At 34.4% G+C, this 23308-nt stretch carries 17 protein-coding genes; 14 read left to right on the forward strand and 3 right to left on the reverse strand.

All coding sequences use genetic code 11. The features are described 5' to 3' along the window. Nucleotides 1-13: 13 nt before the first annotated feature. From B4N66_RS07655 to B4N66_RS07670, 4 genes are all read left to right on the forward strand, one after another. Nucleotides 14-346 (forward strand): ribonuclease Z, encoded by a 333-nt coding sequence (locus B4N66_RS07655; protein WP_291093689.1) that lies wholly within the window; start codon nucleotides 14-16, stop codon nucleotides 344-346. 122 nt (nucleotides 347-468) lie between these two features. After that, nucleotides 469-1374, forward strand: coding sequence for a ribonuclease Z (locus B4N66_RS07660; protein ID WP_291093692.1), 906 nt, complete (start codon nucleotides 469-471; stop codon nucleotides 1372-1374). 363 nt (nucleotides 1375-1737) lie between these two features. Beyond that, nucleotides 1738-2382: a pyridoxamine 5'-phosphate oxidase gene (gene pdxH, locus B4N66_RS07665; protein WP_291093695.1), complete on the forward strand. Its 645-nt coding sequence runs from the start codon at nucleotides 1738-1740 to the stop codon at nucleotides 2380-2382. Nucleotides 2383-2605: 223 nt separating this feature from the next. After that, the gene (locus B4N66_RS07670) at nucleotides 2606-3097 is read left to right on the forward strand and encodes a CAP domain-containing protein (protein WP_291093698.1); all 492 of its coding nucleotides are present in this window, start codon (nucleotides 2606-2608) and stop codon (nucleotides 3095-3097) included. A gap of 40 nt (nucleotides 3098-3137) precedes the next feature. Here B4N66_RS07670 and B4N66_RS07675 read toward each other — a convergent pair whose 3' ends face one another. Further along, nucleotides 3138-3974, reverse strand: a complete 837-nt coding sequence (locus tag B4N66_RS07675; protein WP_291093701.1) for a DUF6929 family protein — start codon at nucleotides 3972-3974, stop codon at nucleotides 3138-3140. 47 nt (nucleotides 3975-4021) lie between these two features. On the opposite strand from B4N66_RS07675, the gene B4N66_RS07680 reads away from it, so the two are divergent. The 6 genes from B4N66_RS07680 to B4N66_RS07705 all read left to right on the forward strand — a co-directional run bounded on the left by B4N66_RS07680 (nucleotide 4022) and on the right by B4N66_RS07705 (nucleotide 14783). Then, complete coding sequence (locus B4N66_RS07680) at nucleotides 4022-4903, forward strand: PPK2 family polyphosphate kinase (RefSeq protein WP_291093704.1); 882 nt, start codon at nucleotides 4022-4024, stop codon at nucleotides 4901-4903. 337 nt (nucleotides 4904-5240) lie between these two features. Further along, nucleotides 5241-10211, forward strand: a complete 4971-nt coding sequence (locus B4N66_RS07685; RefSeq protein WP_291093707.1) for a translocation/assembly module TamB domain-containing protein — start codon at nucleotides 5241-5243, stop codon at nucleotides 10209-10211. Further along, entirely contained in the window at nucleotides 10208-12499 is a 2292-nt protein-coding gene (locus B4N66_RS07690) for a BamA/TamA family outer membrane protein (protein ID WP_291093710.1), read from the forward strand. The genes B4N66_RS07685 and B4N66_RS07690 overlap by 4 nt, the downstream gene beginning before the upstream one ends. 68 nt (nucleotides 12500-12567) lie before the next feature. Beyond that, nucleotides 12568-13686, forward strand: a complete 1119-nt coding sequence (locus B4N66_RS07695; protein WP_291093713.1) for a PQQ-dependent sugar dehydrogenase — start codon at nucleotides 12568-12570, stop codon at nucleotides 13684-13686. Next, complete coding sequence (locus B4N66_RS07700; RefSeq protein ID WP_291093715.1) at nucleotides 13686-14111, forward strand: c-type cytochrome; 426 nt, start codon at nucleotides 13686-13688, stop codon at nucleotides 14109-14111. Before B4N66_RS07695 ends, B4N66_RS07700 begins: the two co-directional genes overlap by 1 nt. Nucleotides 14112-14183: 72 nt before the next feature. After that, complete coding sequence (locus B4N66_RS07705) at nucleotides 14184-14783, forward strand: transglycosylase domain-containing protein (RefSeq protein WP_291093716.1); 600 nt, start codon at nucleotides 14184-14186, stop codon at nucleotides 14781-14783. A gap of 18 nt (nucleotides 14784-14801) precedes the next feature. Here the strand turns inward: B4N66_RS07705 and B4N66_RS07710 are convergent, their stop codons facing one another. Next, nucleotides 14802-16886: a TonB-dependent receptor family protein gene (locus B4N66_RS07710; RefSeq protein WP_291093717.1), complete on the reverse strand. Its 2085-nt coding sequence runs from the start codon at nucleotides 16884-16886 to the stop codon at nucleotides 14802-14804. A gap of 125 nt (nucleotides 16887-17011) precedes the next feature. Here B4N66_RS07710 and B4N66_RS07715 point away from each other — a divergent pair, with 125 nt between their 5' ends. From B4N66_RS07715 to B4N66_RS07725, 3 genes are all read left to right on the forward strand, one after another. Beyond that, complete coding sequence (locus B4N66_RS07715; protein ID WP_291093720.1) at nucleotides 17012-18391, forward strand: MATE family efflux transporter; 1380 nt, start codon at nucleotides 17012-17014, stop codon at nucleotides 18389-18391. Next, the gene (locus tag B4N66_RS07720) at nucleotides 18391-18822 is read left to right on the forward strand and encodes a hypothetical protein (protein WP_291093722.1); all 432 of its coding nucleotides are present in this window, start codon (nucleotides 18391-18393) and stop codon (nucleotides 18820-18822) included. Before B4N66_RS07715 ends, B4N66_RS07720 begins: the two co-directional genes overlap by 1 nt. A 271-nt stretch (nucleotides 18823-19093) precedes the next feature. Then, nucleotides 19094-19849, forward strand: a complete 756-nt coding sequence (locus tag B4N66_RS07725) for a tetratricopeptide repeat protein (RefSeq protein ID WP_291093724.1) — start codon at nucleotides 19094-19096, stop codon at nucleotides 19847-19849. A 49-nt stretch (nucleotides 19850-19898) separates the two neighbouring features. Here the strand turns inward: B4N66_RS07725 and lpdA are convergent, their stop codons facing one another. Beyond that, the gene (gene lpdA, locus B4N66_RS07730; protein WP_291093726.1) at nucleotides 19899-21302 is read right to left on the reverse strand and encodes a dihydrolipoyl dehydrogenase; all 1404 of its coding nucleotides are present in this window, start codon (nucleotides 21300-21302) and stop codon (nucleotides 19899-19901) included. A 268-nt stretch (nucleotides 21303-21570) separates the two neighbouring features. Between lpdA and pckA the strand changes: the two genes are divergently transcribed. Beyond that, nucleotides 21571-23190: a phosphoenolpyruvate carboxykinase (ATP) gene (pckA, locus tag B4N66_RS07735; RefSeq protein WP_291093727.1), complete on the forward strand. Its 1620-nt coding sequence runs from the start codon at nucleotides 21571-21573 to the stop codon at nucleotides 23188-23190. The last annotated feature ends 118 nt before the right edge of the window (nucleotides 23191-23308 follow it).

Below are 23308 nucleotides of genomic sequence, written 5' to 3' on the forward strand. Positions count from 1 at the left end.
AGCAACTAAAAAAATGAAAGTCGATCAAAAAGGACATACTACTATTTTAAAAAATACTCAAGGCGATTGTGAAGCTTTTTTAGAAAAAGTAACAACACAACACAATAGTTTTAAGAATCAGAATTTAATTTTGGATATGTCGATGGATAAAGAAGTAAAACTGAAACAGATAAAATTGTTCAGTGATTTATCTAAAACACATAAAAAAGGAAAGAAATCTTTTGTGATGGTGGTTCAAGATATCGATTTTAATGATGTTCCAACCAAATTAACCGTTGTTCCCACACTTTTAGAAGCCCATGACATCATCGAAATGGAAGAAATTGAACGGGATTTGGGGTTTTAATTGAAGTTGGGAGTAATTAGTTTGGAGTTGGAATTTTTTAATTAAGTTTTTCAACTTGAAACTTGAAACCTGACACGAGCCCAAAGGGCGACTGGCGAAGCAAACCTGAAACAAAAAAAACATTGAAACTAACCATCCTCGGCTGTTACGCCGCCACACCACGCACCATTACCAATCCCACTTCACAAGTGTTAGAAATTAAAAACCGTATGTTTTTGATTGATTGTGGCGAAGGAACACAAGTGCAATTGCGGAAGAATAAAATTAAATTCTCAAAAATCAATCACATCTTTATTTCGCATTTACACGGTGATCATTTTTTTGGTTTGGTGGGATTGATTTCAACGTTTATGTTGCTTAATCGGGAAAGTGATTTGCATATTTACGGACCAAAAGGTGTGAAAGAAATTATATTGTTGCAATTACGAGCAGGAAATTCATTTACGGGTTACAACCTTTATTTCCATGAATTAGAATCAAAGGAAAGTCAAGTTTTGTTTGAAGATGAAAAAGTGATTGTAAAAACCATCCCGCTTAAACACCGCATTTACACCAATGGATTTTTATTCCAAGAAAAAAACAAAGAGCGAAAACTCAACATCGGTAAAATTCAAAACCTCGGAATTGATGTCGTTTATTACCAAAAAATAAAATACGGCGGCGATATCACTTTAGATAATGGAACAATTATTCCCAATAAAGAAATCACGTTTGATCCCGAACACGAAAAAAGTTATGCTTTTTGTTCGGATACGGTTTATGATGAAGATTTAATTCCGATAATTGAAAATGTAGATGTTTTGTATCACGAAACTACTTTTTTAGAAAAAGAATCGCATTTGGCAGAAAAAACAATGCATACCACAGCCAAGCAAGCTGCCGAAATCGCTTTAAAAGCAAATGTAAAAAATCTTATACTTGGACATTATTCCACTCGCTACGAATCGATTGAATTGTTTAGAACTGAAGCAGAAACTATTTTTCCGAATGTGCTTTTGGCTGAGGATGGGAAAGAGTTTGAGTTTTAGAAAGGTTGCGGGTTGAAGGTTGCGAGTTGAAAGTTGCAAGTTTCGGGTTGCGAGTTTCGGGTTGTTCTGTGACTTCTGTGCTTTCTGTGAGAAATATTTTTTCTTTCCGGTTTTTGTTTCCAAGTAAGCGATTTGTTTCCTTTCTAGCCCCGATTGAAGCGGCATCCTTTTGTGTAGCTTGCGAAACAAAAGATAGAGCGGAAAGCGGGAAAATGGATGACTGAAAATGCCCAAACCATTCGCTTCTAATTGTTAACAAACTAAACAGTTTCAGCTGAAAACTGCGATTGCAAACTGCTAACGAAAACCCATTTATTCGTACCTTAGCGACTCATTACCTAAGAACCTTAGCACCTAAAAAAAATGGAAGATCTCAGCAATTACCGAAAATCATACGAAAAAAGCGAACTTCTCGAAACCAATATTCCGGAAGATCCAATCAATTTATTTCACCGCTGGTTTTATGAAACCGAAGAGCAAGGCAATATTGAAGAAGTGAATGCCATGACAGTTTCTACAATCGGAAAAGACGGTTTTCCTAAGTCTCGTGTAGTCTTACTTAAAAAATTTAACGAAGAAGGATTTATTTTTTATACAAATTATGAATCCGAAAAAGGAAAAGCTATCGAAGCAAACCCTAATGTTTGCCTTTCTTTTTTTTGGCATTCGATGGAAAGACAAGTCATTATTAAAGGAATTGCAGAGAAAACTTCTGCACAACTTTCGGATAATTATTTTGACTCTCGTCCGGATGGAAGTAAACTGGGAGCAATTGTTTCCAACCAAAGTAGGGTAATTGAATCCAGAACTGTTTTAGAAGAGAAGCTGAAGGCTTTGGAATCTGAATTTGAAGGAAAAGAAATTCCTCGACCTCCTTTCTGGGGCGGATTTTTAGTTCGTCCGCAAGAAGTAGAATTCTGGCAAGGTCGCCCTAATCGACTTCATGATCGAATTCGATACCAACTTCAAAATGATTATTCTTGGAAAATTGAAAGATTAGCACCTTAATATGTAGGAAAAAAAGTAAATAAAAATAAAAAAGATGTATTTCATCGATTTTATTTGGCACTTAAACGAATATTGTAGTAATATTGACTCGTCAAACAAGACAACACGTTCATAAATTACAAAGCACCAAGATATTTGCCCCACATCTATCAAAAGCTAAAAAATATTTAGATAATAAAAAGGTATTTGCCCCACATCTACTTTTAAAACTTAACCTACTACTATGAAAGCAAAAATGTTTAGAGCATTGTTGCCATTCGCAATTGTGTTCACTTTGATTTCTTGTTCTTCTGATTCATCAGAAGATACTGTAACGCCAATCGTTGAGAGTTTTTCATACAACGAAACTGAGTTAGATTTGATGAACAAAATCAATAACCACAGAGAAAGCGTAGGGTTAAATCCGTTAGAAAAAATTAATCACATTTCATACAAATCATCTGAACATAATGATTATATGATTGAAAATGATGTAGTTGGTCACCAATATTTTGACCAAAGAGCAAGCAACATCAAACAAGTTTTGGGAGCTGTTCAAGTAAGTGAGAATGTAGCTTACAACTATCAATCAAATGAAGGTGTTTTACATGCTTGGTTAATGAGCGATGGACACAAAGACAACATTGAAGGAGATTTTACTCACTTCGGAATATCAGTTAAAACAAATCCAAACACAGGAAAAAAATACTACACCAACATTTTTATGAAAAGGTAATTTTGCCCCGAATTTACCTTAACCTAAGAAGAACCGCTCGCTATCGAGTGGTTTTTTTTATGGTTAATTTGTAAATGTCAGCGTTCAAAATCTCCGAATCATTGTCTTCGCTAAGTAAGAATGTGATTTCGGATTTAGAATTTTTATAAACTGTTATTCCTTCAAATTTTTTGGTATCAGTAATTTTTTCAATGAATTCTATTTCAAAAGTTGTAGGATTCAATTCTCCAATCCAACTTCCTAAAACAACACCATCTTCATAAGTAGAATTTGAATCTTCGGCAGATGCCAAAAAATAAATTTTATCTTTAACCAAAACCGCATCTGTAAAAGTAGCCTTAACGTCTTTTTCTTCAGGTAAAATGATCGGAACATACTTTATTAAACTCGGATTTGTCAACGATTCTTCTAAAATAAAAACACCATTTTGAGAGGCAGCCCCATTACCACGCTGAAATAATAGCCATTTATTTTTATAGTTTGCAACACCTTCAATATTCAAATTTTCTTTGTTAACTCCGCTTGATTGAGAAATTTTTTCAAATAAGTAAGTTAAATCTTTTGTGATTGATTTCTTCGTTTTTGTATGATATGAAGCTGAAATCATTCGCTTTTCAGTCGAACCGGAACCTAACACGAATATAGAATCTCCTTTTTTTAAAATTGATTCAAAATCAGGTTTGTCTTTTTTAGCAATAGATTCTTGACTGTTTTCAAAAAGCTCAATCTTGTCCAGTTTTTCAGTTTTCATATTGTATTCATATAAAAACGAACTTGAATCAGAAATTAGAAACAAAGAATCATTATCAAACACCAATCCTGAAGTTGCTCCAATTCCCAAAATCTGAAAAAACAATTCTAATTTAAATTTGTCCATACTTTTTTGTACTTTGGTGTAAAATTAATCAATCTAATCCATATCAAATGAAAAATATAAAACCAGAACATTTCAGAGTCGACTCCGAAATCAGTTTAGCTAAAACCCCCACTTTTTTAGACATAGAAACTTCTGAAAAAAAGAAGGAAAAAATACTTCAAAAAACCCGTGAAAAGTTGAGTAAATTGCAAGACACGCTTTATGCTCATAACCGCTACGGTGTACTCATTTGCCTGCAAGGAATGGATACCGCCGGAAAAGACAGCCTCATTCGCGAAGTTTTTAAAGAATTTAATGCTCGTGGCGTGGTGGTGCACAGTTTCAAAACTCCGCATTCAACCGAATTGGAACACGATTATTTATGGCGACATTATATTGCTTTACCCGAAAAAGGAAAATTCGCCGTTTTTAACCGAACGCATTATGAAAATGTGCTTGTAACACGAGTTCATCCTGAGTATATTCTCAACGAAAATATTCCCGGCATCGAAACTGTCGAAGACATCACACCCGAATTTTGGGAAAACCGTTTCGAAAGCATCAATGCATTCGAAAAACACATCGCTTCAAATGGCGTAATCATCCTCAAATTCTACCTTCATCTCAGCAAAGAAGAGCAACGCCAACGACTCCTTCGCCGACTTGAGACCGAGAAACACAACTGGAAATTTTCACCCGGGGATCTAAAAGAACGTGCCTTGTGGGCCGAATATCAAAATTGTTACGAAGAAGCCATCAATCGCACCTCAAAACCGCACGCACCGTGGTATATCGTGCCGGCAGATAACAAAGAAACATCGCGGTATATCGTAGCAAAAACCATTCTCGAAGAGCTTCAAAAATACAACGAAATCAAGGAACCAGAACTCGAAGACAAAGTAAAAGACAATATCAAAATGTATCACGATTTGCTAAAATCAGAAGAATAATTTTTTGGCCGCACTACGGGCTACCTGCCTGCTGGCAGGCAGGTCCGCTTCAATTCCTCAAGCCAAAACACAAAAAACTAAGCCGCAAAAAGAGCTTCCGTCGGTCGCTTTTTTGCGGCAAGTTTTTTAGTGTTTTGGCTCTCCGGGATTTCCGCTGCTATCCCTGGCGGAAACTGTGCCATCGAACCATTTCATTACAAAATATGGTAATTCTGTAACAAATCAACGTTAAAATATAATCACTTTCATTAGTAGAAAATTACCTTTGTAAGGATTTTCATTTTTTAACACTTGAAAACCCAACAAAATAAGCTAATTTTAAACCCAAAAGGAACCTTTGAAAAAGAACTTAAAAAAAGTAGCACGAATTTTACTTTGGATTATCGGTTCCATCGTGCTGACCTTTCTCCTTTTGGTTATTTTACTTCAAGTTCCCGCCGTGCAAAATTTTGTAAAAGACAAAGCCGTTAGCTATCTCGAAGACAAAATTAAAACCAAAGTTTCCATTGATCGAATCGAAATTGGTTTACCAAAAAACGTTATCGTAGAAGGAATTTATCTCCAAGATCAACAAAAAGACACGCTTTTGTATGGCGAAAAAGTGTTGGTCAACATTAGCTTATTCAAACTCATTAGTAGCAAAGTCCAAATCGAAAATGTTGAACTAACCGGAGTTGTAGCCAACATCAATCGAAACGGAGAAGGCGAATTTAACTTTGATTACATCATCAATGCCTTCGCTTCCGAAGAACCAAAACCGGAATCTGAACCAACCGAAATTTCATTAGACAAAATCAACTTAAACAACATTCGTTTCACTTTTGATGATGCGTTAACTAAAAACGATTTCAAACTTAATTTATATCATTTCAACACCCGAATCAGGACCTTCGATTTGGAAAATTTAGATTTCGAAGTGCCAAAAATTGAGATTGATGGATTAACACTTCAATTAAAACAAGGTATCGCACAAGTGCTTCAAAACACAGAAGAAGTTGCCGAAGATGCCAAAAACGAACCCAACCTAAAATTAAAAATAGGCGAAGTCGATTTAGGAAAAATTGATATACGTTTCGAAAGCGAATCCAATCAATTAAAAACAGGATTAGCATTTCAAAAATTAGTGGTTAGTTTCAATGAAATCGATTTACAAAAACAATTTATCGATATCGCTTCATTGCATTTGAAACAAACCAAAGCCAACCTTGTTTTAGGAAAAATCGAAGAAATAGTCACAAAAGAACCATCAACTGAAACCGCATCCAGCAATTGGAAATTTAAACTGGATAAAATTCTAGTAGAAAAATTAGACTTTCAATTCGACGATGAAAAATCAGCACCAATCGCCAAAGGTATTGATTACAAGCACCTTCATCTTCAAAACCTAAATCTTGATGCTTCGAAGCTAAATTACGCCACCGAAAATATGGCAGCCAACATTCATTCATTTCAAGTGAATGACAAAAGTGGTCTGGAAATTCAGTCGTTTTCTACCGATTTCAAGATGACTCCAACCGGAATTTCACTTGAAAAATTAGCTATAAAAACACCACAAACCGAAATTAAAAATAAGTTAGTGATTGGTTTTCCTTCGCTTGAATCCATCAGCGAAGATCCATCAACTATTTCGCTTGATGCTCGATTTTTACAATCCAAAATAGCCTTTCAAGATTTGTTGCTTTTTGCTCCGCAATTGGCTCAGGATAATCCGTTTAAAAGTCATCCAAATGCTATTTTGCTTTTAAATACAGAACTTTCAGGAAAATTAGATAACCTTGAAATTCCATTTTTTGAAATCAGCGGAATTGGTCAAACTAACGCTTCACTTTCGGGTAGAATTGTTGGTTTACCTGATATCGAAAAAACATATTTTGATCTTGCGATAGATCAATTTCAATCCACTTCCAAAGATGTGCTGACATTTGTTCCACCAAATACAATTCCATCCAACATCGAACTTCCAACCACATTTAAACTCAATGGAAACTTCAAAGGATTAATCAATAATTTTGCAACCAATTTGAATTTAAAAAGCAGTTTTGGAGATGCAAAAGTGGTTGCTCTTTTTGATCAATCCAAAAAAGGAAACGAACAGTATGATGCTCAAATTGACTTGACGGAATTTGATTTGGGTAAATTAATTAAAAACGATTCCATCGGAACTTTAACTGTAAAAGCCGATGTAAAAGGAGTTGGTTTAGAACCCAAAACAGCTTCCGCCGATGCCGATTTAGAGGTGATTAAAGCAACTTATAATTCATACACTTACCAAAATGTTTCGCTAAAAGGAGCAATCCAAAATGGCGATTTTGAAATCACAACCGCAAGTCAAGATCCAAATGTCACGTTTGACGGAATTGCTTCAGGAAGTTTCAAAACCGAATATCCAACCGGAAAACTGAAGTTAAATTTAGAAATGGTTGATTTGGAAAAACTCAATTTTATGGAAAAACCTTTCCGATTCAAAGGAATTGTTGAAGCCGATATGGCTTCCACCGATATTGACTTTTTGAATGGCGAAGTGGTTTTGCACGAATTTATTGTAGCCAATGAAAAAGAACAATTTGCTCTCGATTCCATTAAAATTTCGGCTGAATCGACTGCAGAAAATAATAGTATAAAATTGGAATCTCAATTTGTAGATGCGGCGATTTTAGGAAAATACAAATTATCAAAAATTGGCGAATCACTTTCAAATTCTATTCAAAAATATTATAAAACTTCAGCAACTACGACCACTGAAAACACAGAAGAACAACAACTTGCTTTTAATGTTGAAGTAAAAAACACACCAATGCTGCAAAAAATTGTTCCGGATTTAATCAGTTTAGAACCGATTTCTATCGATGGAAGATACAATACGGTGAATGATTCGATCATTATGAAAGGCAAAATTCCATTAGTGAAATATGGAAAAATTACAGTTTCTAATGCAGTTATAGATTTAAACACAGAAGAAAATGCGTTGGTTTATAATTTAGAAGTTGATGACATTCAAAGTGAGCAATTTCAAATTCCACACACGATTGTAAGCGGAAAAGTTGAAAATAATGTGGTGAATTATGCTTTACAATTGCTCGATGCAAAAGACGAAGAACGTTATTATTTAGCCGGAACTTTAGAAGCCAAAAATGATATCAACGAAGTGAGTTTAGATTCGGAAAAGCTAATTCTAAATTACAACGAATGGCAATTGGCGGCCGATAATCTCATTCGTTTTGAACAACGAGGAGTTAATGCAACCAATTTTGATTTGTCTAAAGGCGAAAATAAATTAACTGTTCAATCTGAAACCAGCGATATGAGTTCTCCAATTTCAATCGATTTTGAGAATTTTGAGATTGAAACCTTAACCAGTTTCGCCCAACAAAGTCAGTTAGAAATGACCGGAAAAATCAATGGAAATGCAAATGTTAGAGATATCAATTCAACACCAATTTTTACTTCCGATTTAACAATTGAAAATTTCACATTCAAAAAAGATACGGTTGGCGATGTTAAATTGAAAGTGAACAATGAAACCGCTTCCACTTTCAACGCAGAAGTTTCGATTACAAACCAAGAAAACAAAGTAGATTTGAATGGTTTTTATCGCACAAGCGACAGTAGTTTTGACATGAAATTAGACATTGAAAAATTGAATTTAAAAAGTATTCAAGGTTTCACAATGGGTAATTTGACCAACAGCACCGGTTTTTTCACCGGAAATTTTGATATTTCAGGAACAGTTGATAAACCAAATGTAATCGGAACGTTAGATTTTAATGAAATCGGATTTAAAGTAACTTCACTCAATTCAAGTTTTAAATCCATTAATGATCAAATCAAATTTACAGGAGAATCCATAGTGTTTGACAATTTTGGAATTAAAGATGAAAAAGACAATGATTTGAATATAAACGGAAGAATTTTGACTTCCACTTTTCAAGATTTTCAATTCGATTTAAACGTTGTTGCTGATAATTTTAAAGCGATTAATTCAACTGCCAAAGACAGTGATTTATTTTATGGTGAATTATATATTGATACAAAATTAGATATCAAAGGCGATTTAGCGAGTCCGGTTGTTAACGGAAATTTGAAGGTAAATGAAGATACAAAATTCACAGTTGTTTTGCCTCAATCCGATCCTTCTATTGCTGATCGCGAGGGAATTGTTGAATTCATCGACCCTAATACAGTAAAATTATTTGATGATGCGTTGACGATGAAAGATTCATTAAACACATCCGATATTCGTGGAATTTTAGCCGCCGTCAACATCGAAATTGATAAAGAAGCCGAGTTTTCAATCATCATTGATAAAGCCAACGGAGATTTCTTAAAATTAAAAGGTGAAGCTCAATTGAGTGGCGGAATTGATCCTTCCGGAAAAACAACCTTAACCGGACGATATGAATTTACCGAAGGTAGTTATGAAATGAATTTCAATTTAATCAAACGAAAATTCGACATTAAATCCGGCAGTTACATTCTTTGGACAGGCGAACCAACTTCGGCAAATATTAGTATTACGGCAGTTTATAAAACGGAAACTTCTCCATTGGATTTAGTCAGTGATCAATTAGGAGCAGTTTCAGCCGATGTTAGAACTCGCTATTTGCAACGTATTCCGTTTGAAACAGAATTGATTATGACAGGTGAATTAATGAAGCCAAACATTTCATTTGATATAGTTTTACCAGATGGAAATAATAGTGTTTCTGCGGATATTATCAATATGACTCAGGCAAAACTGTCCCAATTACGTCAACAACCGGATGAATTAAACAAACAAGTTTTTGCTTTGTTATTATTGAATCGATTTGTGAGTGAAACCACTTTTGCATCATCAGGCGGTCCATCGGCTGAATCATTGGCGAGAGATAGTGCCAGTAAAATTCTATCACAACAACTAAACAATTTAGCAGGCGATTTAATTAAAGGTGTCGAAATGGAATTCGATTTAGATTCATCCGATGATTTTACCACCGGACAAAGAGAATCCCGCACCGATTTGAATGTGGCTCTCTCTAAAAAGTTGTTAGACGATCGTTTAAAAATTACGGTCGGAAGCAGTTTCGGATTAGAAGGTCCGCAACAAGAAAACCAAGATGCTACGAACATTGCGGGAGACATTTCTGCAGAATATCAATTGTCTAAAGATGGTCGTTATCGCGTAAAAGCCTATCGAAAAAACCTTTATCAAGTGGCCCTTTTAGGTGAAGTTGTAGAAACCGGAGTGGCATTTATTATCACGATTGATTACAATAAATTCAGAGAAATTTTCAGCAAGAAAAAAGAAGAGAATTCAAAAAAGAATCCATGAAGAACTTGAATAAACTATATATTTTTTCCATCATTGCATTTTTTGCTTCTTGCAGCAACACGCGTTTTTTGCCTGAAGGTGAATTGTTATACACCGGAGCAAAAGTAAAAGTGGAAGGAGACAGTCTCTCCAAAAGCGAAAAAAAGGAGTTAAAAGCTCAGTTGAATGAATTACCACGTCCAAAACCGAATTCATCTATTTTAGGTTTAAAACCGAAATTATATTTTTACAATATCGCTGGTGAACCTAAAAAGGAAAAAGGATTTCGTCATTGGTTGAGAAATACGGTTGGCGAACCACCGGTTTTGTTTAGTCAAGTGGATCGACAATATAATCAAGATGTTTTACAGAATTATGCAGAAAATAGTGGTTATTTCAATGCTGAAACAAAATCCGATTCTACTCGAAGAAATAAAAAAGCAAGTGTTGTTTATACTGTTACACCCAAAAAACAATACATCATTCGAAATGTAACTTTTCCGGAAGATTCTACTCAGCTGGCAAAAGATATTCGTGAATCAACAAGACGAAGTCGCTTACGTCCAAAACAAGGCTACAGTTTAGAAACAATTAAAGAAGAACGAATTCGCATTGATTCGCGTTTGAAAGAAAAAGGATATTATTATTTCAATGCTGATTATTTATTGATTCAAGCCGACACAACTGTGGCTCCACATCAAGTAGATTTAGTTGTGAAAATTAAAGATGATATTCCGGTTTTGGCTAAGAAACAATTTCGCATAAAAGATATTGTCGTTTATCCGAATTATACGATTCAAAATGATAGTATCCGAATCGCATCCGATTCAGTAGTTCGACATAATGATTTTACGATTATTGATCCTGAAAATTTATTTGAACCACGAATTTTTGATCGAACGTTATATTTCAAAAAGAATGATTTATACAACAGAACTAATCACAATTTGTCACTAAATCGTTTGGTAAATATGGGAACTTTTAAGTTTGTGAAAAACGAATTTAAAGTAGCCGATACCACCGGAAATTACTTGAATACATTTTATTATTTAACACCAATGCCAAAGAAATCAATTCGAACGGAATTGTTGGCTAAAACCAATTCTGCCAATTATACCGGAACAGAATTAAATGTTAATTGGAGTAATCGCAATACATTTAAAGGTGCAGAATTATTAACAATTTCAGCTTTTGGCGGAATGGAAGTGCAAGTTTCAGGTCAAAACAATGGTTTTAATGTTTATAGAGTTGGAACCGAAGCAAATTTAATTTGGCCAAGAATTATTGCTCCGTTTAAATTTGAATCGGCTAGTGGATTTGTTCCCAAAACAAAAGCAACTATTGGTTATGAATTTCAAAAAAGAAGTAAATTATATTCTCTTCAAACCTTCAAAGGCTCTTTTGGTTATTTATGGAAGGAAAATGAGCGAAAAGAACATCATTTGAATTTAACCGAAATCACGTATACAAGTCCGCAAAATGTAACGCAATTGTATCAAGATCAGATTGATATTAATCCGACATTAGAACGAATTATTGACAGACAATTGATTTTTGGACCAACGTATTCCTACACGTATACCAACACAATGCAACGTAGAAAAAAGAACACTTTTTATTACAGAGGAGCTATTGATTTTTCAGGGAATATTACAGGATTAATAACCGGAGCAAACGTAAAAAACGATAAACAAGTTGAAATTTTTAATGTTCCATTCAGTCAGTTTGTAAAAATTGAAAATGAATTTCGTCATTATTTTAGATTAGGAAAAGAATCCCAAATAGCCAGTCGATTAATTGTTGGAGCCGGATTCGCTTACGGAAATTCAGAAGAAATGCCATTTATAAAACAATTTTTTATCGGAGGAACTAATAGTATTCGTGCTTTTAGAGCTCGTTCTATCGGTCCGGGAACGTATGATAATTCTGTGAATGCCGGTGTATTTTTACCGGATGAATCGGGTGATGTAAAACTGGAATTCAACACCGAATACCGTGCTCAAATTTATAATTTTATCAAAGGAGCGGTCTTTATTGATGCCGGAAATATTTGGTTGATGAATGATAATCCGGATAAGCCTGGTTCTAAGTTTTCAAAAGATTTTTTAAATGAACTCGCTGTAGGAACCGGAGTAGGACTTCGTTTTGACTTTTCATTTTTAGTGCTGAGAACCGACTTTGCATTTCCGATAAGAAAACCTTATTTGCCGGACGGTCAGCGTTGGGTTTTGGATGATATAAATTTTGGTAGCGGAACGTGGCGAAAAGAGAATTTAGTATTCAATTTAGCCATTGGTTATCCGTTCTAATTTCAATTTTAGCTTAATTTTAGTAGTTGTTCTTAGCATTTTTACGTATTTTTAAAAAAAAATAAATTATGATACGACCACTTATTTTACTGATACTTTTTACATTTTCGAGTTGTAAAGCCCAAGAAAAAGCAAACGATATTGTTCTTCAACCGGAAGTAGTGAATTACACTTTTGAAACAGTTGCTTCGGGAATTGATATCCCTTGGGGGATGACATGGCTTCCGGACGGTTCAATGTTAGTGACTGAAAAATCAGGTATAATTTATCATCTTAAGGACAAGAAAAAAAGTGAAATTTCAAATGTTCCAAAAGTTGTAGCCAGAGGTCAAGGCGGATTGTTGGACATCGCAGTTCATCCAAATTATGATAAAAACGGATGGATTTATATTACTTATTCTTCAGACGAGGGCGAAGAAAAAGGAGCTCATACCCAACTTATTCGTGCCAAGTTAGAAGGCCAAAGTCTTACGCAAATTCAAACACTTTATAAAGCAACACCCAACACAAACAAAGGTCATCATTTTGGTTCTCGAATTGCTTTTGATAACGACGGTTTTGTTTATTTTACTATTGGTGACAGAGGAAACCATCCTGAAAACCCACAAGATATCAAAAGAGATGGTGGAAAAGTATATCGTTTGCACGACGATGGAAAAATCCCAACCGATAATCCTTTTGTAGGTCAACAAGGAGCAAAAGAAGCAGTTTATTCTTTCGGTCACCGCAATCCGCAAGGAATGACAAAGCACCCTGTTTCCGGAAAAATATGGACTCACGAACACGGTCCAAAAGGCGGTGATGAAATTAATATTGTCAAAAAAGCGGCTAATTATGGTTGGCCGGTGATTACTTACGGAATCGATTATGATGGATCAACAATTTCAAATCTTACTGAAAAAGAGGGCATGGAGCAACCTATTTATTATTGGCTGCCATCCATTGCTCCAAGCGGAATGGTGTTTGTGGCCGGAGATCGTTATCCAACTTGGAAAGGACATTTGTTAGTTGGTTCTTTAGTTTTTCAATATTTGGAATTGGTTAAATTAGATGGCGAAAAAGTAATTGGTCGTCAAAAAGTAGCTACCGATATTGGTCGTTTACGTGATGTAAAACAAGGTCCTGACGGATATATTTATATGGCTGTGGAAGGAAAAGGAATCATCAAAATTGTACCAAAAGGATAATGAAAGGAATTTATTTCATGCTATTTTTCTCCTTTGGAAGTTTGATTTTTGCCGACGAAAATTCAGCTTATCATTTTATCAATCCATCAAACGATGAGTTGGTAAAAAGTATCAGTAGAGGAAAAGAAGTGTACGCTGATTTTTGTATGCAATGTCATTTAGGAAACGGAAAAGGAAGCGAAACCGTTCCTCCGTTAGCCGCTTCAGATTGGTTGGTAAATAAACGAAAAGAAAGTATTCACGCCGTAAAATACGGTCAATCCGGTCCGATAAAAGTGAATGGAAAAAGTTATAATGGCAGAATGTCTCCGATGGGTTTATCCGATGATGAAGTAGCCGATGTGATGAATTATATTATGAATTCTTGGGGAAATAAGCAATCAAAAATGGTGACGGTTTCAGAAGTGAAAGCAGTGAAAAAGTGAGTTGAGAAAAAGTATATTTTTTAATTATTGAAAATCTTACAGTTTAAAATTTTAAATAGAATAGTTATAAAAATGACAAGACTAATTAAGGTTTTTCGAAATATCTTTTTATCATTTTCATTGATAATTTTGATTTTTTATATTTTACTAACAAGTACTTGGAGACTTGATTTTACAAATAATGAAATTGAACCTTATGTAAAAGAAATTAAACAAGCCGATAATCTTCCAAGTTTATTTTATGAATTGTATAATATCGATACTAATAATTCCTTGGATAGCGGAACCTTTAAATATTTAACTAATTCTTTGAATTCCTCAAGTTCTCCGCCAGTCAGTATTTTGATTGCAAGAATGATGTATATTCCTAAAAGAATTAACAGAATTTCACCTAAAATATTAAAGTTTGAATTGTCATTAGCTACGAAAATTGAAAAGGAAACTTCATCAAAACAACAATTGAATTTTATGCTAAAAAGGACTGATTTTGTTAATGGACAAATAGGAGTCGAAAATGCTGCAAATTTCTATTTCAAGAAAGAACTGATTGAACTGAATCAAGAAGAAATTGCTACTTTAATTGTGATGACAAGAAATCCATCACTTTACAATCCTGCAAGAAGACCCAAAAAAATCCAAATTGAAGTAGAAAATCTATTAAGTAAATTATAATTATTTTTAATTCTTATTCTAATTAAATTGATAATTTAAACTCATCCCACCATAATAATTTCGAGGATTTCCAGGGTAAAAATACCTTGGAGCCACATTCCCAAAACCAACAGCATTAGGCAAAATACTCGCTGCATACTTTTCATCTAAACTATTTTGTATACCAAATTGAAGGTTTGCTTTTAAATTCTTCCAAAGTGAAAAAGTATAATTGGTGTTGATGTCCAACAATTGATAAGGTTGTGAAGAAAGCGAATTAGCATCATTCAAAAACATTTTTCCTACCGTTCGATACGATGTTGAAAAAGTGAATGATTTTGCCGTAAAATCCAAACCAAAATTCCATTGAAATTCCGGCACACTTGGCAATTGATTTCCGGAAAAATCGTTGTCATTATCAATAAAATCTACAAATTCAAAATGATTTAAACTTCCTGAAACATAGGAATTCAATTGAATTTTTTCGGTTGAAATTAATTTGCCATTAATCAAAAATTCAATTCCTTGATGAAGACTTTCTCCGGCATTAATCCCAATATATTGATCTTCGGCAACACGTCTTGCAACCAATAAATTTTTGATGGTTGTTGCATAAACATTCACTTCAGTATAAATTTTATTCTTCAAAAAGTTTCCTTTAAATCCAATTTCATAATTGATTCCTATTTCGGGTAAAATGTCAGGATTCAATTGACCTTCAGGAGTCAATGTTTCGGCAACAGTTGGATGCGAAAATCCTTTACTAACCGAAAAATAGAGATTTTTTCCTTTCGATAATTCATATGACAAACCAATTCTTGGCGATAAAATGGCATCAAAGGAATAATTTTCTTTCGTAGTTGAATTTGTATCAAATTCGTCTTTTTGAGTATATTTTGTTTGATTAAAAGCTAAGCCGGATTCTAAATTTACTTTGCTTGACAGTTGCATTTCCATTTGCCAAAAAAGATTGACATAATTTCTTTTCTGGCTTGCGTCACTAAATTTATTTCCTTGAATGCTTCCTTGATTGGGTTGAGTTTGGTATAAATTTTCATACAATGAAAAAGTATATTTTTCTCGCAATAATTCTGTTCCAACACTCATTTTTGTGGGTATAGAGAAAAGTTTATCGGTATAGTTTAATTTACTTCGAACACCAAAATTCACGATATTATCTTCTAAAATATCAAAAGGTCGCGGTTCATAAGCTTCTTTAAAGTTAGAAAATACAGTTGAATTCCAATTCCATTTTTCTGAAAATGTATAGTCATAACCAATTCCAAGAAGCAATTTATCATACGATTCATAACCTCGAGCTGCAGCCCAATTAGCCGCCGCAATTTCGGGAGAATTATCAAAATCAGTTTGGTTTATCGAACTCGGAATAAATGCTTTCAATCGAGTAGTAATTCCTATAAAATTCAGTTTTCCTTTTTCCGAAAGTTGATGTTTTCCAAATAAATTAATCGATTGTCGGTCATAACTGCTGTTTGCTCTAAAACCTTCGCTTTGCAAATTGCTGTAATTGGCATATAAATTTGTTTTGGAATTCGACATTTGACCTGAAAATGAATTCTTAAACAAACCAAAACTACCAACGGTTGTCGCCGATTTAACAAATGAATTTTTTTCTGAAGATTGATTCCCAAACAAATTAATTACACCGCCCAAACCCGCACCAAAACTGCTGGAATTAGGTCCTTTTATGATTTCAATCTTATTCAAAACACTTAAATCGATGTCTTCCAAAGTGGTTTCACCTTCTCCCGTGGATAGCGGAATTTCTTCAAAATAAGCTTTCACTCGGTTGGTGCTAAATTGCGAACGAGCTCCAATGCCACGAATCGTAATTCGATTCGTGTTTAATGTTCCTTGTTGCATATAAACTCCAGCTGTTTTGTTGAGAAGAGGAGTCAAAATCACACCATCTGTTTGATTGATTTCCTTGGCAGAAATTAGTGCAACCGACGAAGCCGCCTTTTGCAACGTGTTTTTTATCGGCGAACCAATCAAAATCACTTCAGAAAGAGCAGTCGTGTCTTTAATTGCTTGTGTTTTCCCTTCCAAAATCATCAGAAAAAGAAATCCGAAAAGTAATAATGAAGATGTTGATTTTCGCAAGGATTAAGTTTTACGGTTAAAATTAGCGTTTTCTTTCCACTAAGCCAAAGATGTTGCTGTCCTTAACTTTTTCTTTTCATTTTATCAGTCCAAATGATGTACTTTTGCCGTCGAAATTAAGAATTATGACTCTTCAAACATATACCAAAGAATTCAACTACAATATGCGATTGGCTTATCCCATCATCATTGGAATGTTGGGTCACACGGTCGTGGGTATTGTGGATAATGCGATGGTTGGTCAACTCGGACCAAAAGAACTAGCAGCTGTTTCGTTGGGAAATAGTTTTATTTTTATTGCGATGTCGTTGGGAATTGGTTTTTCTACCGCCATCACGCCAATTGTAGCTGAAGCTGATGGTGAAAACTCGATTGAAAAGGGTAGGAGTGCATTTCATAATGGTTTGTTTTTGTGTACATTATTAGGTGTGATTTTGTTTTTACTCATCTTTTTTGCCAAACCGGTAATTAGTTTTATGGGTCAGCCGGAAGAAGTGGTGAATTTAGCAAAACCGTATTTAGATATTGTGGCGTTTTCGCTCATTCCGTTAATTATGTTTCAGGCTTACAAGCAGTTTGCTGATGGAAAAAGCGAAACAAAATATTCGATGTGGGCAACCATTATCGGAAATATTGTGAACGTAATCATCAATTATTTTCTGATTTTTGGTATATGGATTTTCCCCGAAATGGGAATAGTAGGAGCAGCCATCGGAACGATAACCTCGCGAATTGTGATGCTTGCTTTTATGCATTATGTGATGGTAAAAAAACCAAAATTTCATCCCTATTTTGAAAAATTCAGTTGGGATGAAATTTCGAAATCGATGATTAAAAAAATTGTCAATTTAGGAACGCCATCAGCAATGCAAATGTTTTTTGAAGTGGCGTTGTTCACCGGAGCGATTTGGCTGAGTGGAATGATTGGTACAACGAGTCAGGCTGCGAATCAAATTGCGTTGAGTTTAGCCTCCTTGACGTTTATGTTTGCGATGGGATTGAGTGTGACGGCTATGATTCGAGTTGGAAATCAAAAAGGGTTACAAGATTATACGAAGTTAAGAGTGGTGGCCATTTCCATTTTTTTATTGGCTACGATTTTAGAAATTTTATTTGCATTAATTTTTGTCGTTTTCCATAAAGTTTTACCATTGCCATTTTTAGATTTGGAACAAGCAGTTTATTTGAAAGATAATTTAGAAGTTGTAGCGATAGCTTCCAATTTGTTATTGGTGGCGGCTTTATTTCAAATCTCAGATGGATTGCAAGTGGTAGTTTTAGGAGCTTTACGCGGATTACAAGATGTAAAAATTCCAATGTATATTACTTTCGTGGCTTATTGGATTATTGGTTTTCCGATTTCAATTTATTTAGGATTGTACACCGAACTTAAAGCAATTGGTATCTGGATTGGTTTGCTGGCCGGATTGACCGTAGCTGCACTTTTCTTGTTTTATCGATTTAACTTACTGACAAAAAAATTAATTAATCAACAAAATTTATAATGGAAATTAAACCAAAATTCGGATATGATAAACTTCTTTTTGGAATGAAGCAAAAAGATGTAGAAGCCATTTATGGCCAACCCAATCATTCTTTTATTGATGAAGAGGATAATATGGTTTTGATGTATAATTCTCTGAAAGCTCGCTTAACTTTTTATGCTGAGGAAGATTTTAAGTTAGGCTACATTATCGTTTCAAACCCAAAAGCGATTTTATTTGATGAAAAAATTATCGGTAAAAACGCAAATGAATCTAAAGAATATTTATCTAAAAAAGGATTAAAATCGTTTGAAGTGGAATCATTTGATTCTTTCTCAAATTTATTCAATGAAGATTTTTGGACGATTCTACAAACTGAATTTGATGAAGTGATCAAAGTTGAAATTGGAGCAATTATTAAAAATCAGGATGAATTTGACTGGAAGTTTTAAGAAAACTTTTTAAAAGTCTCTTAATGACTGATATTCATCAAATTAATTATTTAAATGAAATTATTATATAGAATTTTTGCACAATAATATTATTATGTGATAATAATTGGTGTGAGAAAAAAAGTATATTTGACTTGCAAATTAATTAATCATGAAAATATACTGTCTGACTATTTTTATTTTATTAGTACATCTTTCTTCGTATTGCCAATCAAGTAATAAAGAGATAATATTTGATACAAAATACTATGAGGCCAAAGACAGATGGGTTTTGTTTCCCAAAAAAGAAGTAGATAGTCTTTATCCAATTGGATTTGTGTATTTGGATTTACAAGCGGGATTTACTTTAAATTATGAAGGAACAATTCAGCTTAAAAATGACGGTTCTTTTAAAATAAATAAAATTGATGAAAATTATTCATCAAAAATAAGACTTGAGCCTTATAAAACGTCAAATGTTTATATTATTCCGAATGATAAACTCAAAGAAATTGGATTGCCAGAGATTCCTGATTGGCTCAAAATCTATCTGCCTTCAAATGATCAAAGCATAGAGACTTTAAAAGATTATGGCTTTCAATTTAATCACTTAGGGGCATGTGAGAAAGCTTTAACTTATCTGGAAAAAGCTTATAAAATGAATCCTCATTATGATGGTTTAGAGTTTGAACTAGCATATGCCTACAATCATTTAGGTCAATACGAAAAAGCGATTTTGGTTTTAGAAAAAGCAATTAATAATAACTCAAAAAACTATTTATTTTATAGAGAGTTAGGGCATTCATATGTATTTCAAAACAAAAATAATTTGGCTGAAAAAACGATTTTAGAAGGAATTAAAATGACTGAAAGTGATTTTGAAAAAAGTGAATTAGCCTTTAAGATGTCGCAAAGATATTTTCTAATTAAAAATAGAAAAAAATTTGATGAATGGACAACAATTACAAAACAATATACTGAACCTAACTCGCAACATGTTTTACAAATCGATTTAATGAATAGTAAGTGGGAAGTTCGCAGAGAATAAAAAAAACCCGCTAAAAGCGGGTTTCACTAAATTATCTATTGACTAAGAATTACACATGCAAAGCTCTATCATCCGTAGCCGCCAAAGCTGCTTCTTTAACCGCTTCTGCAAATGTTGGGTGAGCATGGCTCATTCTCGAAATATCTTCGGCACTGGCTCTAAATTCCATTGCTGTTACAGCTTCTGCAATTAAGTCGGCACAACGCGGACCAATCATGTGAACACCTAACACTTCATCGGTTTTGGCATCGGCTAAGATTTTTACAAAACCGTCTGTGTCGCCACCCGCTCTTGCTCTTCCCAATGCTTTGAATGGGAAACTTCCTGACTTGAAAGCAACGCCTTCTTCTTTTAATTGCTCTTCAGTTTTTCCAACAGCGGCAACTTCCGGCCATGTATACACTACACCCGGAATCAAATTATAATCGATATGCGGTTTTTGTCCGGCTAAAATTTCGGCAACCATAACACCTTCTTCTTCTGCTTTATGAGCTAACATCGCTCCTCGAACCACATCGCCAATAGCATAAATATTTGAAGCGGATGTTTGCAAATGATCGTTCACTTCAATCTGACCTCTATCGGTAACTTTTACACCTGCTTTGTCGGCATTCAAACCATCGGTATAAGGTCTTCTTCCCACAGAAACTAAACAATAATCACCTTCTAAAGATAAAATTTCTCCTTTTGGTGTTTCAGCTTCCACAGTAACGGCTTTCCCTTTTCGGTTAACCGATTTTACTTTGTGAGAAGTATAAAATTTCATGCCTTGTTTTTTCAACACTTTGGTCAATTCTTTCGATAACGAAGCATCCATTCCGGGAATAATTCTGTCCATAAATTCCACCACAGAAACTTGTGCTCCTAAACGAAGGTACACTTGCCCTAATTCAATTCCAATTACTCCACCGCCAATAATGACTAAATGTTTTGGAACTTCTTTTAATTTCAATGCTTCGGTAGAAGTGATTACGCGTTCTTTATCTAATGCTATGAATGGCAAATTTGATGGTTTTGAACCCGTTGCGATAATCGAATACTTTGCTTCAATCGTTTCAGAAGAACCATCATTTTTGGTTACTTTCACGTGAGTAGCATCTTCAAAGGAACCAATTCCTTCAAAAACCGTGATTTTATTTTTATCCATCAAAAACTTGATTCCTCCTGTAGTTTGATCCACTACAGCTTGTTTTCGACCTATCATTTTTTCAAGGTTAAGTTTCACTTTTCCAACCTCAATACCGTGCTCTTCAAAATGAGCTACTGCATCGTGGTAATGATGAGAAGAAGAAAGCAATGCTTTAGAAGGAATACAGCCGACATTTAGGCAAGTTCCGCCTAAAACCGAATATTTTTCAATAATAGCTGTTCTAAATCCTAATTGTGCACAACGGATGGCTGCAACATATCCGCCTGGTCCTGAACCGATAATGGCCACATCAAATTGACTCATATATTTTTATTTAGTAGTTGAAAATCAGTTAAACGATTGCAAAATTACGAAAGTTTTAGAGGACTTTAATGCATTAACTTATTAAACTTTAGCTAATTTATTATAGATTAATCGACAACATGTCAATGCTTTGAAAATCAATAATTAACAAAGAAAACGTTTTCGTAGATTTATAGGGAAAGTGATATTTATCAGGTTTATTTTGAGTGATAAATCGGAAATTTGATACATAGATAAATGAAATTACAATCTTTAAATATCCATCATTATGAAAAACATTAAAGTCATTCGAGAATTACATGATTTAGGCATCACGGGCTATCATGAAGTGGTTTATAATCCTTCTTACGAAGAATTGTTTCAAGCCGAAACTTCTCACATGAGAAAAGGTTATGAAAAAGGTGCTCTAACCGATACTGGAGCAGTGGCTGTGAAAACTGGTATTTTTACCGGACGCTCTCCTAAAGACAGATATATCGTTAAAGATGAAATTACAAAAGACACCATTTATTGGGATGATAAAGTAAACTTTCCTACCACACAAGCAGTTTATAGTGAATTAAAATCATTGGTTTTAAAACAACTTTCTACATCCAAAAAATTATATGTTGTAGATGCGTTTTGCGGAACCAATCCTGACACTCGATTAAAAGTTCGTTTTGTAATGGAAGTCGCGTGGCAAGCTCATTTTGTAACCAATATGTTTATTCGCCCATCTATTTATGAATTAGAAAACTTTGGCGAACCCGATTTTATTGTGATGAATGGTTCAAAAACCACCAATCCAAATTGGAAGGAACACGGCTTAAATTCTGAGAATTTCATCGTTTTCAACTTAACAGAAAAAATTCAAATTATTGGCGGAACTTGGTACGGTGGCGAAATGAAAAAAGGAATGTTTGCCATGATGAACTATTATCTTCCATTAAAAGGAATGGCATCTATGCATTGTTCTGCTAATGTTGGTGAAGAAGGTGATGTTGCCGTTTTCTTCGGATTATCCGGAACAGGTAAAACCACATTGTCTGCTGATCCAAAACGTTATCTAATTGGTGATGATGAACACGGTTGGGATAATAATGGAGTTTTTAACTATGAAGGAGGATGCTATGCCAAAGTAATCGATTTATCCGAAGAAAACGAACCTGATATTTGGAGAGCGATTAAACGAGATGCTTTGTTAGAAAATGTGGTTGTGAATGAGTACGGCGAAGTGGATTATTACGATCATTCCATCACCGAAAATTCAAGAGTTTCTTATCCAATTTATCATATCAACAAAATCGTTCTTCCTTCTAAAGCCGGTCACGCTAAGAAAATTATTTATTTGTCTGCCGATGCATTTGGGGTGTTGCCTCCGGTTTCTATCTTAGACGACGACCAAGCTCAATACCACTTCTTGTGCGGTTACACATCAAAATTAGCCGGAACAGAAAGAGGAATTACAGAACCACAACCCTCATTTTCTCCTGCATTTGGTGAAGCGTTTTTAACCTTACATCCAACAATGTATTCTAAAACATTAATTGGAAAAATGAAAGAACACGGAGCAAAAGCCTACTTGGTGAATACTGGTTGGAACGGAACCGGAAAACGAATTTCTTTGAAAAATACCCGTGCTATCATTGATGCAATCATTAGTGGAGAAATTGATCAAATGGAAACCAAACACATTCCGTTCTTGAATTTAACTGTTCCGGTTGAATTACCGAATGTTGACAAAGGTATTTTAGACCCAAGAGATACTTATAAAACGGAGGAAGAATGGGAAGTGAAAGCCAAAGATTTAGCTGCTCGATACATCAAAAACTTTGAACAATATACTAACACAGAGGAAGGTAAAAAACTAGTTTATGCCGGTCCTACTTTAGAAAATGTGTTAGCATAACTCTAACCATAAGTACCATTGTTTTTCTCAAAACCCAACGGATTTTTTTCTGTTGGGTTTTGAATTTTTAACGATTAATTTCCAATGAACTGATAATTAATACTACCTTTGCTGGCTA

Source organism: Flavobacterium sp. UBA2787, from assembly GCA_002352205.1.
In the GTDB taxonomy this organism is placed as follows: Bacteria; Bacteroidota; Bacteroidia; order Flavobacteriales; family Flavobacteriaceae; genus Flavobacterium.

Excerpts from the sequence above, each read along its gene's own strand:
- B4N66_RS07695 (WP_291093713.1), top strand. The coding sequence starts at position 12,568 with ATGATACGACCACTTATTTTACTGATACTTTTTACATTTTCGAGTTGT.
- B4N66_RS07720 (WP_291093722.1), top strand. The coding sequence starts at position 18,391 with ATGGAAATTAAACCAAAATTCGGATATGATAAACTTCTTTTTGGAATG.
- B4N66_RS07700 (WP_291093715.1), top strand. The coding sequence starts at position 13,686 with ATGAAAGGAATTTATTTCATGCTATTTTTCTCCTTTGGAAGTTTGATT.
- B4N66_RS07715 (WP_291093720.1), top strand. The coding sequence starts at position 17,012 with ATGACTCTTCAAACATATACCAAAGAATTCAACTACAATATGCGATTG.
- lpdA (WP_291093726.1), bottom strand. The coding sequence starts at position 21,302 with ATGAGTCAATTTGATGTGGCCATTATCGGTTCAGGACCAGGCGGATAT.
- B4N66_RS07680 (WP_291093704.1), top strand. The coding sequence starts at position 4,022 with ATGAAAAATATAAAACCAGAACATTTCAGAGTCGACTCCGAAATCAGT.
- B4N66_RS07690 (WP_291093710.1), top strand. The coding sequence starts at position 10,208 with ATGAAGAACTTGAATAAACTATATATTTTTTCCATCATTGCATTTTTT.
- pdxH (WP_291093695.1), top strand. The coding sequence starts at position 1,738 with ATGGAAGATCTCAGCAATTACCGAAAATCATACGAAAAAAGCGAACTT.
- B4N66_RS07705 (WP_291093716.1), top strand. The coding sequence starts at position 14,184 with ATGACAAGACTAATTAAGGTTTTTCGAAATATCTTTTTATCATTTTCA.
- B4N66_RS07675 (WP_291093701.1), bottom strand. The coding sequence starts at position 3,974 with ATGGACAAATTTAAATTAGAATTGTTTTTTCAGATTTTGGGAATTGGA.
- B4N66_RS07655 (WP_291093689.1), top strand. The coding sequence starts at position 14 with ATGAAAGTCGATCAAAAAGGACATACTACTATTTTAAAAAATACTCAA.
- pckA (WP_291093727.1), top strand. The coding sequence starts at position 21,571 with ATGAAAAACATTAAAGTCATTCGAGAATTACATGATTTAGGCATCACG.
- B4N66_RS07670 (WP_291093698.1), top strand. The coding sequence starts at position 2,606 with ATGAAAGCAAAAATGTTTAGAGCATTGTTGCCATTCGCAATTGTGTTC.